At 51.7% G+C, this 13322-nt stretch carries 11 protein-coding genes; 7 read left to right on the top strand and 4 right to left on the bottom strand.

Annotation, left to right across the window (positions count from 1 at the left end; genetic code table 11):
* Positions 1 to 24 precede the first annotated feature (24 nt).
* The 4 genes from thrA to ung all read left to right on the top strand — a co-directional run bounded on the left by thrA (position 25) and on the right by ung (position 5441).
* Positions 25 to 2484, top strand: a complete 2460-nt coding sequence (gene thrA, locus ACFFJP_RS11310; RefSeq protein ID WP_377243710.1) for a bifunctional aspartate kinase/homoserine dehydrogenase I — start codon at positions 25 to 27, stop codon at positions 2482 to 2484.
* A gap of 2 nt (positions 2485 to 2486) precedes the next feature.
* Positions 2487 to 3419, top strand: a complete 933-nt coding sequence (thrB, locus tag ACFFJP_RS11305) for a homoserine kinase (RefSeq protein ID WP_377243707.1) — start codon at positions 2487 to 2489, stop codon at positions 3417 to 3419.
* Between the two features lie 69 nt (positions 3420 to 3488).
* On the top strand, positions 3489 to 4775 hold the full coding sequence (gene thrC / locus ACFFJP_RS11300; protein ID WP_377243703.1) for a threonine synthase: 1287 nt from the start codon (positions 3489 to 3491) through the stop codon (positions 4773 to 4775).
* 3 nt (positions 4776 to 4778) lie between these two features.
* Positions 4779 to 5441 (top strand): uracil-DNA glycosylase, encoded by a 663-nt coding sequence (gene ung, locus ACFFJP_RS11295; RefSeq protein ID WP_377243700.1) that lies wholly within the window; start codon positions 4779 to 4781, stop codon positions 5439 to 5441.
* 86 nt (positions 5442 to 5527) lie between these two features.
* On the opposite strand, the gene ACFFJP_RS11290 is transcribed toward ung, so the two are convergent.
* The 4 genes from ACFFJP_RS11290 to tal all read right to left on the bottom strand — a co-directional run bounded on the left by ACFFJP_RS11290 (position 5528) and on the right by tal (position 8925).
* Positions 5528 to 5953, bottom strand: coding sequence for a hypothetical protein (locus ACFFJP_RS11290; protein ID WP_377243697.1), 426 nt, complete (start codon positions 5951 to 5953; stop codon positions 5528 to 5530).
* Positions 5954 to 5977: 24 nt separating this feature from the next.
* Positions 5978 to 6151, bottom strand: a complete 174-nt coding sequence (locus ACFFJP_RS11285; protein ID WP_208931659.1) for a DUF3545 family protein — start codon at positions 6149 to 6151, stop codon at positions 5978 to 5980.
* A 176-nt stretch (positions 6152 to 6327) separates the two neighbouring features.
* Positions 6328 to 7944: a glucose-6-phosphate isomerase gene (gene pgi, locus ACFFJP_RS11280; protein ID WP_377243693.1), complete on the bottom strand. Its 1617-nt coding sequence runs from the start codon at positions 7942 to 7944 to the stop codon at positions 6328 to 6330.
* Between the two features lie 27 nt (positions 7945 to 7971).
* On the bottom strand, positions 7972 to 8925 hold the full coding sequence (gene tal, locus ACFFJP_RS11275) for a transaldolase (RefSeq protein ID WP_377243690.1): 954 nt from the start codon (positions 8923 to 8925) through the stop codon (positions 7972 to 7974).
* Between the two features lie 230 nt (positions 8926 to 9155).
* Here tal and ACFFJP_RS11270 point away from each other — a divergent pair, with 230 nt between their 5' ends.
* From ACFFJP_RS11270 to ACFFJP_RS11260, 3 genes are all read left to right on the top strand, one after another.
* Positions 9156 to 10775 carry a response regulator gene (locus tag ACFFJP_RS11270; protein WP_377243687.1) on the top strand — a complete coding sequence of 540 codons (1620 nt, stop codon included), beginning with the start codon at positions 9156 to 9158 and terminating at the stop codon, positions 10773 to 10775.
* 49 nt (positions 10776 to 10824) lie between these two features.
* A complete protein-coding gene (gene yaaA / locus ACFFJP_RS11265) occupies positions 10825 to 11607 on the top strand; it encodes a peroxide stress protein YaaA (RefSeq protein WP_377243684.1) in 783 nt (260 codons plus the stop codon).
* A gap of 365 nt (positions 11608 to 11972) precedes the next feature.
* A complete protein-coding gene (locus ACFFJP_RS11260; RefSeq protein ID WP_377243681.1) occupies positions 11973 to 13271 on the top strand; it encodes an inosine/guanosine kinase in 1299 nt (432 codons plus the stop codon).
* Positions 13272 to 13322: the final 51 nt, after the last annotated feature.

Raw genomic sequence — 13322 nt, 5'->3', positions numbered from 1 at the left:
TGCGTTTTATCTGAGGAGCAAAAAATGCGGGTGCTTAAGTTTGGGGGTTCGTCGTTAGCGTCTGTGGCGCGGTTTCTGGAAGTTGCGGCTATTGTGCGGTCGCAGCCACAGACCGAGCCGGTAGGACTGGTATTATCCGCGCCGCATGGCGTGACCAATTTATTGGTGGAGTTGACTGATCTGGCCTTTCTGGGTACTGGTTATCAGGATGCGTTGCAAAGCTGGCGCCAACGTTTGCAGAAAATGCAGGCTGACGCGGCTGCAGTGATTGATGCCGCGGCGCAGCAACGTCTGCAGGCGGTGGTCGCTGCACAAGATGCAACGCTCAGTAACAGATTGCAGGGCGTCGAGTTGCTGCATTATTGCCCGGACCATATCAAGGCGCAGTTACTTGGCCTCGGTGAGCAATTCAGCGTGGCGCTGATGACCGAATTACTGCTGGCACAGCAAGTTAAAGCGGTGTTGCTTGATTCGGTGCAATGCGTGAAAAGCCAGGGTGATTATCTGAATGCGGTGGCGGATGTCGCTGCTTCAGAAGTTGCACTCGGTGCTGCAGTGAAAAAACAGGCTGCGCAAGTTTATGTCTTAGCCGGTTTTGTTTCGAGCAATGCGCAGGGCGAACTGTGTTTGCTGGGCCGCAATGGCTCCGATTATTCAGCAGCTATCGTGGCTGCAGCATTACGCGCTTCGGTTTGTGAAATTTGGACCGACGTGGATGGGGTTTATAGTGCGGACCCGCGTCAGGTGAAAAATGCCAAGCTGATTGACCATTTGTCTTATGACGAGGCGATGGAGCTGTCTTATTTCGGCGCCAAAGTATTGCATCCGAAAACCATAGGCCCGCTGGCGCGTTATCAAATCCCTTGTTACATCAAAAATACGCTGAATCCGCAGGCGCCGGGCAGCTGTATCGATAATCACAATAGCGGCGACAGCCTGGTCAAAGGCATTTCCAGCCTAGAGCATCTGGCCCTGATCACTGTGTCTGGCCCAGGCCTCAAAGGCGTGGTTGGTATGGCTTCGCGCATTTTCGCGACGATGGCGCGCGAGCAGGTGTCAGTGAATTTAATCACCCAGTCGTCCAGTGAATTCAGTATCAGCTTCTGTGTGGCGCAACTGGATTTAACTGCCGCCAAACGTGCGCTGGAAGCCGAATTCGAACTGGAACTGCAGGGCAAGCTGCTGCGGCCTTTGTCTATCCAGACCGATATGGCGATTGTCAGTCTGGTTGGTGATGGCATGCGCCAGCACCGTGGTGTTGCCGCCAAGTTTTTTGCGTCTTTATCACAAGCGCGGGTCAACGTGGTGGCGATTGCGCAGGATTCCAGCGAGCGCTCCATCTCTGCCGTGGTAGAGCAACAAAGCTGTCAAAATGCGGTGAAAGTGTGTCACGAAAACTTCTTCAGCCACGTGCCCAGTATCGATGTGTTCCTGGTCGGTTGCGGCGTAGTCGGCAGCGAATTGTTGGCGCAGTTTGAACGTCAGCAGCAGTTCCTGCAAAACCGCAACGTGCGTTTAAGTGTCTATGGCATCGCTAATTCACGGCAGTTGCTGTTAAACGGGCAGGGCATTGATTTATCGAAGTGGCAGGCGGATATGACTGCCGCGACTGGTCAGTTCTCACTGGCGGCGCTGGATAAATTTGTGCAGGAACATCATTTAACCAATCCGGTGTTGATTGATTGCACCAGTTCTGAAGCCATCGCGGCCCAGTACAGTCAGTTCCTGGCGGCTGGTTTCCATGTGGTGACACCGAACAAAAAAGCCAACACAGCAAGCCTTGATTACTACCGCGAACTACGTCAGGTCGCACAGCGCAATCGCCGTCGTTTCCTGTATGAAACCACGGTTGGCGCCGGTTTACCGGTCATTGACACGCTGCAGGGTTTGCTTAATGCCGGTGATGAATTGGTGGCGTTTGAAGGGATTTTGTCCGGTAGCCTCAGTTACTTGTTTGGCGAGCTGGAAAAAGGCCTGCCGTTGTCTGAAGTCACCGCCAAAGCGAAAGCGATGGGCTTTACCGAGCCCGATCCGCGCGATGATTTATCCGGCATGGATGTGGCGCGCAAGCTGCTCATCATGGCGCGTGAAGCTGGTCTGGAACTGGATTTAGCTGATGTCACTGTCGAAGGCGTATTGCCGGCCGATTTTGCACCGGGAACTGATGTAGCGACTTTTATGGCCAAATTGCCGGAACTGGACACTTGGTATGCGGACAAAGTGGCGGCGGCGCAGGCACAAGGCAAAGTGCTACGGTTTATCGGTGAGATTGCCGACGGTCAGTGCAAAGTCGCGGTCAAGGCCTTAGATCTGGACCATCCGCTGGCTAAGGTCAAAGATGGCGAAAACGCGCTCGCGATCCATACCCGCTATTACCAGCCAATTCCGTTTGTACTGCGTGGCTATGGCGCCGGTGCGGCGGTCACTGCCGCCGGTGTGTTTGGCGATGTGATGCGCACATTGGGCTGGCAGCAGGAGGTTTAAGCATGAAGTCGTATTTTGCGCCGGCCTCCACCGGGAATTTTTCGGTTGGTTTTGATTTACTTGGCGCAGCATTTGAAGCAGTGGACGGTACTTTGTTAGGGGATGAGTTACAGATCCTCGGCGAAGCAGACAGCATGTCGCTGGAATTGGCGGGCCGTTATGTTCACCAGTTACCAGGCGATAGCAATGACAATCTGGTCTTAACTAGTTTTTATGCCTTTGAGCAAAAAGTCGGCCGTTCTTTACCGCGGCTGAACCTGCGGCTGGTCAAGCATTTGCCGGTTGGCAGTGGCCTGGGGTCCAGTGCCTGTTCGATTGTGGTGGCTTGTTACGCCTTTAACGACTATTTCGGCAAGCCGTTGTCAGAGCGTGAACTGCTGGAACTGACAGCTGTCTGTGAAGGGGGCGTCAGTGGTGGCGTGCATTACGATAATGTCGCGCCGTCGCTGCATGGTGGTTTACAGCTGATGTTACCGGAAAGCCCGTTACTGTATCGCAAACTACCGTGGTTTTCACACTGGCAGGTGGTGCTGAGTTATCCGGGTACAGTGCTCTCGACCAAAGCGGCGCGTGCCGTATTACCGCAGCAACTGACGTTAAAACACAGTATTCAATTTGCCGGTACTGTGGCGCGTTTTGTCGCTGCTTTATACAGCGAAGATGAAACCGAAGCGTTTGCGGCATTAAAAGATGTGGTGGCAGAGCCTGCGCGTACGCCGCTGATTCCGGAATTACCGGCGATCCGGGCGGCACTGATGGCGCAGGGGATTGGTCATGTCGGTATTTCAGGCGCAGGCCCGACCTTGTTTGCGCTGTGTAGTACACCAGAGCAGGCCGCATTCGCCCGCGATTATCTGGCCGCACATTATGAAAAAAATGCCGATGCGATGACGCACATTTGCCAGCTGGCAACCACAGGGGCGCGCGCCCTGTAATTGGTGATGTAAGCAGCGATAGCAGAACAATAAATTCAATGATTTAGCAGCAATGCTCCAGGAAATATTATGTTGTTAAGAAATATCAAAGTACCGGCACAGCAGGTCAGTTTTTTAGATGCAGTGCGGATTGGCCTCGGTGAGCAACAAGGTTTGTTTTTCCCGGCCAGCTGGCCAACAGTCGATGTCGACGCGCTGCTGGCGATGCCGTTTGCTAAACGCAGCGCCCATTTACTACACGCATTGATTGGGGATGAGCTGCCGCTAGCCGAGCTGGAACAAATGCTGGGCGAAGCTTTTTATTTCCCGGCGCCAGTGGCGCCTGTGACCGACGACATCGGCTGTCTGGAACTGTTCCATGGCCCGACATTAGCCTTCAAAGACTTTGGCGGTCGTTTTATGGCGCGCGCGCTGCTCGCTGCGCAGCAACGCTCCAATGTCAGCCGCACCACTATCGTGACCGCCACTTCAGGTGATACCGGTGCCGCGGTTGCGCACGCGTTTTATCGCCAAGCCGGTGTGCAGGTGGTGATCCTGTTCCCGAAAGGCAAGATCTCAGTGTTGCAAGAAAAACTGTTTACCACGCTGGGTGACAATATCCATACGCTGGCGGTTGATGGTGATTTTGACCAGTGTCAGGCGCTGGTGAAAGAAGTATTTAACGATCGCGATCTGGTTGGCCGGCTTAATATCAACTCTGCTAACTCGATTAATATCAGCCGTTTATTTGCCCAGGTCTGTTATTACTTCGAAGCCGTGGCGCAGTTAACACCGGCCCAGCGCGAACAGCTGGTGATCTCAGTGCCAAGCGGTAACTTCGGTAACCTGACAGCGGGGCTCATTGCCAAAACACTGGGCCTGCCGATTAAACGGATGATCGCCGCGACCAATGCTAATGACACCGTGCCGCGTTATTGGCAGAGCGGGCAGTGGCAGGTGAATAAAACAGTGGCGACTTTGTCCAATGCGATGGACGTCAGTGCGCCGAATAACTGGCCGCGGGTCGAAGATTTGTTGGCGCAAGGCGTGATCGAGCGTTCGGCGCTGTCGACGCAAGTAGTGGATGAAGAAGATACCCAGCTCGGTGTGCGCCAGTTATCGCAATTGGGCTATTTGTCCGAGCCGCACGCGGCGGTGGCTTATCGCGCGTTAAAACGCGAACTTCAGCCTGGTGAATATGGTCTGTTTCTGGGGACCGCGCATCCGGCCAAGTTTAAGGAATCGGTGGAAAACATCCTCGGCAACCCGATTGCGTTACCGCCTGCGTTAGCAGCGGTCGCCGGTGAGCCAAGTTTAGCGGGCGATCTGCAGGCCGATTTTGTAGAATTGCGCAAAGTACTATTAAGTCTGGAGTAAAAAGTGCAGTTGTCCTGGCAAGAAGTGATTGGCGCGGAAAAAACGCAGCCGTATTTTCAGCAAGCTGTTGAGGCGGTCAAACAGGCGCGTGCCGCCGGTACGGTGATTTATCCGCCGGAAGCCGATGTGTTTAACGCTTTTCGTTATACCGAGTTTGACCAGCTGAAAATCGTCATCATCGGCCAAGACCCTTACCATGGGCCGAATCAGGCGCATGGTTTGTGCTTCTCGGTGCGCCCGGACATTCCGGTGCCACCGAGTTTAAAAAACATCTACAAAGAGTTGGCACTGGAATACCCGGATTTTGTGATACCCAAGCATGGTTATCTGGAAAGCTGGGCCCGTCAGGGCGTATTGCTGCTCAACACTGTATTAACGGTGGTCGCGAACGAGCCCAACTCGCATCGTCATTTGGGCTGGGAAACCTTTACCGACAATGTGATTAAAGCCATCAGTGCCAAAGCAGAGCCTGTGGTGTTTTTGCTGTGGGGCTCACACGCGATTAATAAACAAAAGTTCATCGACAAGAGCCGACATCACGTGCTGACCGCGCCGCATCCATCGCCGTTGTCGGCACACCGTGGCTTTTTAGGTTGCGGCCACTTCGTTAAGGCCAATGAGTTGCTGGCGCAAATGGGCAAAACGCCGGTGGATTGGCAGGTGTAGGCTTTAATCTTTGATCTGCTGGCTCCAACGGGCAGCCTTCTGCAGTAGTTGGCTTTTTTATTGAATTGGCGTTTCAGATGATCCATCTAGAAAACCCTGATACCCGTTGAAGCGAGCCGATGCAAATCAATAGTTTGAGGTCTTAAGCTGGGGAGTGTTTGAGTGCGGTGATGGTAGCGCCGCGCGAGTTGCCCCAGCGCCTCAAACTGTTGATTTTCATCGGGCTTTCGAGCGTAACCGGGTTCGAGTTTTCTTTGGTTACTTTCTTTTGTCGACACAAAAGAAAGTAACTCACCGTCAGGTGAAATCTTTTCTAAGCGATCTTGCCGCAGCAGAAAGAAATGATTCAAAACGGCAATTGGCCGAGTATCATCGCCGTGATCGGGCAAATGTCTGGATATGACCGGCAACAGCGCGATCCCGCGCAATAAAAAACCGGAGTTACCTCCGGTTTTTTTATTAGGCAAATCAGCGAGCGCTATTTGAGCAATGTTCCAAAGTAAAAAGCCCAACCTGTGAAGGTCGGGCTCTTTACGTTAAATCAGTTGTTCAAACAGGTCGTCTTCTAAGCTCCAGTCAATATCTTCGAGCTCTTTTTTCAGACGCTGCCGCTCCTTCACGGCTTCGATCTCGCGCCATTTGCGCTTCACCGGCCGGCTTTTCGCGGCTGGTCGTTCCAACATAGTCAGTAAGTCGTCAAAGCTTTCCATACTTCACCTCGCTACATTGTTGTTGTTATTTTCAACAAAATTGATACCACATTTTTTGACAAAATAAAATACATCGATGACAGAAAAATGAAGCGAAGATGAATGAGAAATGGCAGCGAAAAAAAAGGAGCCGTGAGGCCCCTTTTTCTTTCTAAAAAATAAGCAAATCCAGCAGTTTAGCCTTGCTTGAACTGACTGATTAGTTGCTCTGTCGAGCTGTCAAAAGCATGACTGGCAGCATCGGATAACACCTGATAAATCGGTGTCGATAATTGCTTACCGAGTTCGACGCCCCACTGATCAAATGAGTTGATGTTCCACAGCACGCCCTGCACAAAAACCTTGTGCTCATACAGCGCGATCAGAGCACCCAGGTAGTACGGCGACAACTCTGGCAGTAGTAATGTGTTGCTGGGTTTGTTGCCCGGAGACGCTTTATGCGGTGCCAGGAATTCAGCCTGAGCTGCTGAGCCACCTTGCGCCAGCACTTCAGCCTTGGCTTCGGCAATGGTTTTGCCTTGCATCAGGGCTTGCGACTGCGCAAAACAATGCGCCGCCAGCCGGTGATGGTGATCAGCCAAATGATGCGAGACCTTCACGGGCAAAATAAAGTCAGCGGGCACCGCTAAAGCACTTTGGTGCAGCAGCTGATGGTAGGCATGTTGACCATTAGTACCGGCATCGCCCCAAATCACCGGGGCTGTGGCATCAGTAAGAGCTGCGCCATTGACGTCGACACTCTTGCCGTTACTTTCCATATCCAGTTGCTGGACATAAGACGGCAACAAACGCAGATAATGGCTGTAGGGTAATAATGCCTGGGCCTGACAGCCAAGACCATTGATATACCAGACACCCAGCAGCGCCAGAATCACTGGCAAATTTTGCTCCAGCGGCGCATCACGGAAGTGAGTATCCATGTCGCGCGCACCAGCAAGCAGGTTCTCAAACTGTGCAACGCCAAGCGTCAGGCAGAGTGGGAAACCGATGGCTGACCATAGAGAATAGCGGCCACCAACCCAATCCCACATTGGCAGGATATGCGATGCATCGATGCCAAACTCAGCAGCCGCTTTGATATTGGAAGAGGTGGCCCAGAAATGCTGGGCAATCGCGGCTTTATCGGCACCACTATCGAGGAACCACTGACGCACAGCTAAAGCATTCTGTTTGGTTTCTTCGGTGCCAAATGATTTGGACGCAACAAACACCAGCGTGGTTGCCGGATTCAATGGCTTCACCACATCACTGACGACGGCGCCATCGATATTGCCGGCAAAATGCACTTTAACCGGGCTTTGGTTATAAGGCGTTAAGGCCTCCAGTGCCATTTGCGGGCCGAGTAAGGAACCGCCAATGCCAATCCAAACTAAATCGGTAATTGGTTCGCCCCGATAACCCAGATACCGGCGGCTATTGAGCTGTTCCACCAGCGCATACATTTGTGCGCGGCAGGCCGCAATTTGCGCCTGCAGATCTTCACCGTCCAGTTGCAACGGCTGATCAGCCGGAGCGCGCAGTGCGACGTGCCAAACGGAGCGGTCTTCGGTGTTATTAATTTTGTCGCCGGCAAACATCGCGGCGCGTTTGGCCTGTAATGGACTTTGCGCGGCCAGCTGGAGCAGTTGCTGCCAAATGCCTTGCGTGATCAGATTCTTCGAGTAATCCAAAGTGATGCCGAGCGCTTTGGCGGTAAAACGCTGTGCGCGCTGTGGATCTTCAGCAAACTCCTGACGCAGGTTCAACGGGGCTTTGGCAAGCGCTGCCAATTCGCTCCAGACTGCAGACGACATAATAAACTCCTGTTAAAAAAGCCGCGCTTAAGCGAGCGCGGCAGTGATCACTTGTTCCAGCTTGCGCTGGTCAATGGCAAATTTACGGATCCCTTCGGCCAGTTTTTCCGTGGCCATTGCGTCTTCGTTCAGTGCCCAGCGGAAAGCTTGTTCAGATAACTCTGCAGGTTTCTCAGCAGTGACGCCCTGATCCTGCAAATGGACCGTCAGGTCACCGCTTTGTTTACTCAGCTCATCAAGTAGCGCCGGAGCGATGGTCAGGCGGTCGCAGCCGGCCAGAGCTAATACTTCGCCAACGTTACGGAAGCTGGCACCCATGACGATGGTTTTATGGCCATGTTGTTTGAAATAGCGGTAGATTTCGCGCACAGAAATCACACCCGGATCACTTTCTGCGTCATAGCTTAAACCGGTGCTGGCTTTGTACCAGTCCAGAATGCGACCGACAAATGGCGAAATTAAGAACACGCCGGCTTCGGCACAAGCGCGGGCCTGGCACAGATGGAACAACAACGTCAGGTTACATTGAATCCCTTCTTTTTCCAGCTGACGGGCAGCCTGAATGCCTTCCCAGGTCGAGGCGATTTTGATCAGGATTTTGTCTTTGCCAATGCCATTTTCCTGATACAACGCGACCAGCTGATGCGCTTTGGCGATAGTGGCTGCGGTATCAAAACTTAAGCGGGCATCCACTTCAGTAGAGACTCGGCCTGGTACCAGTTTACTGATAGCAGTGCCTACGTCGACGGCAAACTTGTCGCCGGCAATACTGATCTGCTCTGCCTGATCGGCCGTTTTGCTTTTTGCATAGTTGGCAGCAGCAGCGAGTAACGGTTTGGCAAAATCCAAAGCACTGGCATTGAGCAGTAAAGATGGGTTAGTGGTAGCATCGACCGGACGGAACTGTTCGATGGCGTTCAGGTCACCACTATCGACGACGACTGTAGTGACTGCTTTGAGTTGTTCGAGGAGTGTTGTCATATTGTTATTTAACCATTTTTAGTCGCAGTTTCAGCACGAATGCTGCTTAAAAGTGTAATTATGTAGGAATATTACAACAGAAAGTGTGTCAATTCACAGAATTCTGCTGAGCTTATTGCTGATTTTTTGTCACATTACTATAGTTTGTTCCAGTCGGTTGTTCCGGCCTCGAACGGGTATTCGCGCCATGTACGGCTGTTTGGTCGCAATTTGTTAAGGCAGTGCAATATTTGAATCCCAGATTTTACAAATCGAAAAAAGTACTGATAGTGGACGACTGCGATCCGGTCCGGGCGTCGATTAAAGGCATGCTACAAAAAATTGGTTTCGAACATATTGCAGCGGCTGCCGATGCCAATGCGGCTATCGCCAATTGCACAGAAATTCAATATGACTTCATTTTATCCGATTTCAACCTCGGTGAGGGCAAAGATGGTTATCAGCTATTCGAAGCGCTGAAACATCTGAGACTGCTCAAACCAGGCTGTTGCTTCATTATTATCAGTGCCGAGAGCCAACGCCAGATTGTGCATGGCGTGGTTGAACTGCAACCGGATACTTATCTACTCAAACCATTTTCTTTTGTACAGCTGGAAAAACGCCTGATGCGCGCTTTTGAGATCAAACATGCATTGCATCAGGTTTACAAAGAGATTGCCGAAGAGAAGTTTATCGAAGCGGCCAACTCTTGTGAACTGGTAGTGAAGAATGATCCAGACTATGCCGTGTATGCTCTGCGGCTACGCGGCGAACTGCTGCTAGAAATTGAGTATTATCAGGCCGCCGAGCAGCTTTATATCACCATTCTGGCGCGGCGTGATTATGCCTGGGCCAAGCTTGGGCTTGCGATTGCAAGGTTTTGTCAGCAGCGCTGGCTGGAAGCCGAGTTTGAACTGCGTGAACTCAGCAAGATGGATGAAACCCGGGTTGAAGCACTGGACTGGTTGTCACGGCTGTTTTTAAAACGTCAGTTATATAAAGACGCCTATGATACGTTGAACGAAGTCACCAAACTGTCGCCGAAAAACTACCAGCGGCAAAAAGCATTGGCGAATCTGGCGAATATCAATGGATTGAAAGAGGATGCGGTCAAAATTTATGCCCGGCTACAACAAGCCGCGCGTTACTCTATTTTTGACACACCAGACAACTTTTTGAATTATGCCCGTGCAATTCTGGAGCAGACCAAAGACGCGAATAAATTAGAACAAACCCGCCATTTCAAAAAAATAGATGACATCCTGGCCAATATTGGCAAGCGGTTTTCGTTGGAGTCCTATCTGCATGAAGAAATGGCCATCCGGGCTCGGGTCGCAGTGTTACGTGGCAACATAGACGAAGCCAGAGAGCTGCTGGCTAAAAGTGATGCCGCACAAACCGGTAAACCGCTGACCGCAGAAGCTTGTCTGGACAAAGCCAAAGCTTATTTTGAAGCCGGTAATTTGTCGCGTAGCGACGAATATATGCAACAACTCGATGCGATGGCCGAACACGATGATTTACTGGCCAATACCCTGACTGTGTTGATCCAGACGGAACACAAAGCCCATGACAATCTGCGTGAAGAAATCAAAACGCTGAACAATGATGGGTTAGATGCCTATCAGAATGGCTATTATGGCCGAGCGCTGGAGTTTTTTATCAAAGCCTTTGACTACATGCCTTACAACCCAAGTCTGGCACTGAACTTACTGCAGACTATCAGCAAAATTGGTGGTGTGACCAAAGATACCGCCCGACTGGCGCGCCGCTGTGTCGAGATCCTGGAACAGAGTGAGTTGAATGAAGGCAACACTAAACGGTTTGCGGCAGTGATGAAAGAGCTGAACTCGCTGTTGCAACTGGCTTGACCGCAGCTTATAGTCGCGCCCGCAGTTTTACCTTCAGGAATGTGCACCGATGTTGATGGTTATTTCTCCGGCAAAAGATCTAGACTTTTCCCCGTTATCGCGCCAACTGCCGTTGACGCAAGCTGATTTTCTGACGGATGCAGCCGAATTAAACACCGTTTGCCGCACTTTGACGCCGGCCGACCTCAGTCAGCTGATGCATATCAGTGACAAACTTGCCGGTCTGAATGCGGCACGTTTTAGCAGCTGGCATTTACCATTTACGCCGGACAACGCCAAAGCCGCACTGTTTGCTTTTAACGGTGATGTGTATCAGGGGCTGCAGGCACAGAGCCTGACTGATCCGCAGCTGGACTATGCTCAGCAGCATTTGCGGATCCTCAGTGGTTTGTATGGGGTATTACGACCACTGGACCTGATGCAGCCCTACCGGCTGGAGATGGGCACCAGCCTGACCAATCCGCGTGGCAAAGACTTATACCAGTTCTGGGGCAGTCAAATCACTGACAGCTTAAACCAACAACTTGAACAGCTCAGCGCGCCATTTTTATTGAATCTGGCGTCGCAGGAATATTTTAAAGCGGTGAAACCTAAGTTATTGGCGAAGCCGCTGATTAACGTGCAGTTTAAAGATCAGAAAAATGGTCAGTATAAAATCATCAGCTTTTTTGCCAAGAAAGCGCGTGGTTTGATGGCTCGTTATGTGATTGAACAACAAGCGGATTCGATTGAAGCTTTGCAGAATTTCTCTGTCGCGGGCTACCGCTTTAGCCCGGAGCAGTCCAAAGCCCATGAGCTGACCTTTTTACGTGCAGAAGCCGACGCTGGTTAACCTCTGCAGTATTGATCTGTTGTAATTAAGCCAGACGCCCTAGGGCGTGTTGACGTTTGGTGATTAAGTTTTGTTCGAGTTGGTGGCGCTTTGGGCGCGAAACGAGGCGCGTAGCATAGTGATTCTATGTGAGCAACGAGTGACAAAGCCCAAAGCGCCACCAAACGAACCCTTCGGGCAGCGTTTGGCAGCTCTTTCTGCGGCGTTAGTGCTCGTTTGAGTAGAATAACTACACGGCTCTCGCACTGCCTTGCATAAAAAGCTGTCAAACTGCTGCAAAAACAAACACCAAACGTCAACACGCCCTAGTCCGTGACCGGTCAGTTTTGCTAAAATACTGGACTGACCTTCTCTGAGAATCCGTTATGAAATTTCCCGGCCGCCGTAAACTGAAGCATTATTTCCCGGTGTCTTCGCCAAAACCACAGTTACCCAGTTTTGAAGTCAGACCCGAACTTGATACTTATGTGGTCGGCCTGGACCAGACGATTGTGGATGTGCTGGCCAATGTCAGCGACGAATTCCTGCAGAAATACGGCATCGGCAAAGGCTTGTCGAATTTGGTCGAACACGGTAAAGCCGACCAGATTTACCAGGAACTGGTGCAAAGTGCCGCCATTTCCGATCACTTCGCCGGTGGCACCATCGGCAATACTATTCACAACTACTCAGTGCTAGCGGATGACAAATCAGTGTTACTGGGTGTGATGTCGGCCAATATCGCGCTGGGTTCGCCGGCTTATCATTATCTCTGCCATACCAGCAGCAAAGTCGATATGAATCATCTGCATGGTGTTGCTGGCGATATTGGCCGTGGTATCACCATGATCACGCCGGATGGCGAACGCACATTCGTGATAGATCCGGGCGCAATGGATGAACTGAGTGCAGACGCGATTCCGGAAGATATTATAGCTAAAGCAGCTGCGTTGGTACTCAGCGCTTATCCGCTGCGTGCCAGCGGCCAGCCAATCCAGCAGGCGATGTTCCGTACTCTGGAACTGGCCAAGCGTCATGGCGTGCCGGTGGTGATGAGTCTGGGGACCAAACATCTGGTCGAAGAGCACCGCGAATTGATCCTCAGCACAGTACGTGATTACGTCGATATGTTGGCGATGAACGAGCTGGAAGCCGCAGCGCTGACTGGCATCACGGATCCGTTGCAGGCCGCTGAAGCAGCGCTGGAACTGACTGATATGGTTCTGGTCACTGCCGGACCTGAAGGCTTGTATCTGTGTGGTTACACCGACGCCAGCGCGCGCCGTGAAACCACCAATCCGATTAAATCCGGTGCTTTACCTGATTACAACGAATTTGAATTCAGCCGGCCGATGCAGAAAAAACACTGTGTGGATCCGATGAAGGTGTATTCACACATTGATCCTTATCTCGGCGGGCCAGAGCGGATCAAAAATACCAATGGTGCCGGTGATGGCGCGTTAGCGGCAATTTTGCACGATATTGCCGCCAATCATTTTCACCGTCATGCCTTACCGCTGTCGAGTAAACACGAACAAAGCTATCTGGCTTATTCGTCGTTCGCGCAAATCTGTAAATACGCCAATCGCGTCAGCTATGCCATCCTGAACCAAAGCGCACCGCGTTTATCGCGGGGCTTACCGGAAAAAGAAGACAGTCTGGAAGAAGCCTACTGGGAACGCTGAGTTCCCGTCCTTCTTATTGCTACGGGCAAGACCGGTAACCGCACCTTGCCT

It is taken from the genome of Rheinheimera tilapiae (assembly GCF_042432165.1).
In the GTDB taxonomy this organism is placed as follows: Bacteria; Pseudomonadota; Gammaproteobacteria; order Enterobacterales; family Alteromonadaceae; genus Pararheinheimera; species Pararheinheimera tilapiae.
Note: the sequence above shows the minus strand (reverse complement) of the source record. Positions and strands in the feature narration are given on the sequence as shown.

Excerpts from the sequence above, each read along its gene's own strand:
- tal (WP_377243690.1), bottom strand. The coding sequence starts at position 8,925 with ATGACAACACTCCTCGAACAACTCAAAGCAGTCACTACAGTCGTCGTC.
- ACFFJP_RS11285 (WP_208931659.1), bottom strand. The coding sequence starts at position 6,151 with ATGGAAAGCTTTGACGACTTACTGACTATGTTGGAACGACCAGCCGCG.
- yaaA (WP_377243684.1), top strand. The coding sequence starts at position 10,825 with ATGTTGATGGTTATTTCTCCGGCAAAAGATCTAGACTTTTCCCCGTTA.
- thrB (WP_377243707.1), top strand. The coding sequence starts at position 2,487 with ATGAAGTCGTATTTTGCGCCGGCCTCCACCGGGAATTTTTCGGTTGGT.
- thrA (WP_377243710.1), top strand. The coding sequence starts at position 25 with ATGCGGGTGCTTAAGTTTGGGGGTTCGTCGTTAGCGTCTGTGGCGCGG.
- thrC (WP_377243703.1), top strand. The coding sequence starts at position 3,489 with ATGTTGTTAAGAAATATCAAAGTACCGGCACAGCAGGTCAGTTTTTTA.
- ACFFJP_RS11260 (WP_377243681.1), top strand. The coding sequence starts at position 11,973 with ATGAAATTTCCCGGCCGCCGTAAACTGAAGCATTATTTCCCGGTGTCT.
- pgi (WP_377243693.1), bottom strand. The coding sequence starts at position 7,944 with ATGTCGTCTGCAGTCTGGAGCGAATTGGCAGCGCTTGCCAAAGCCCCG.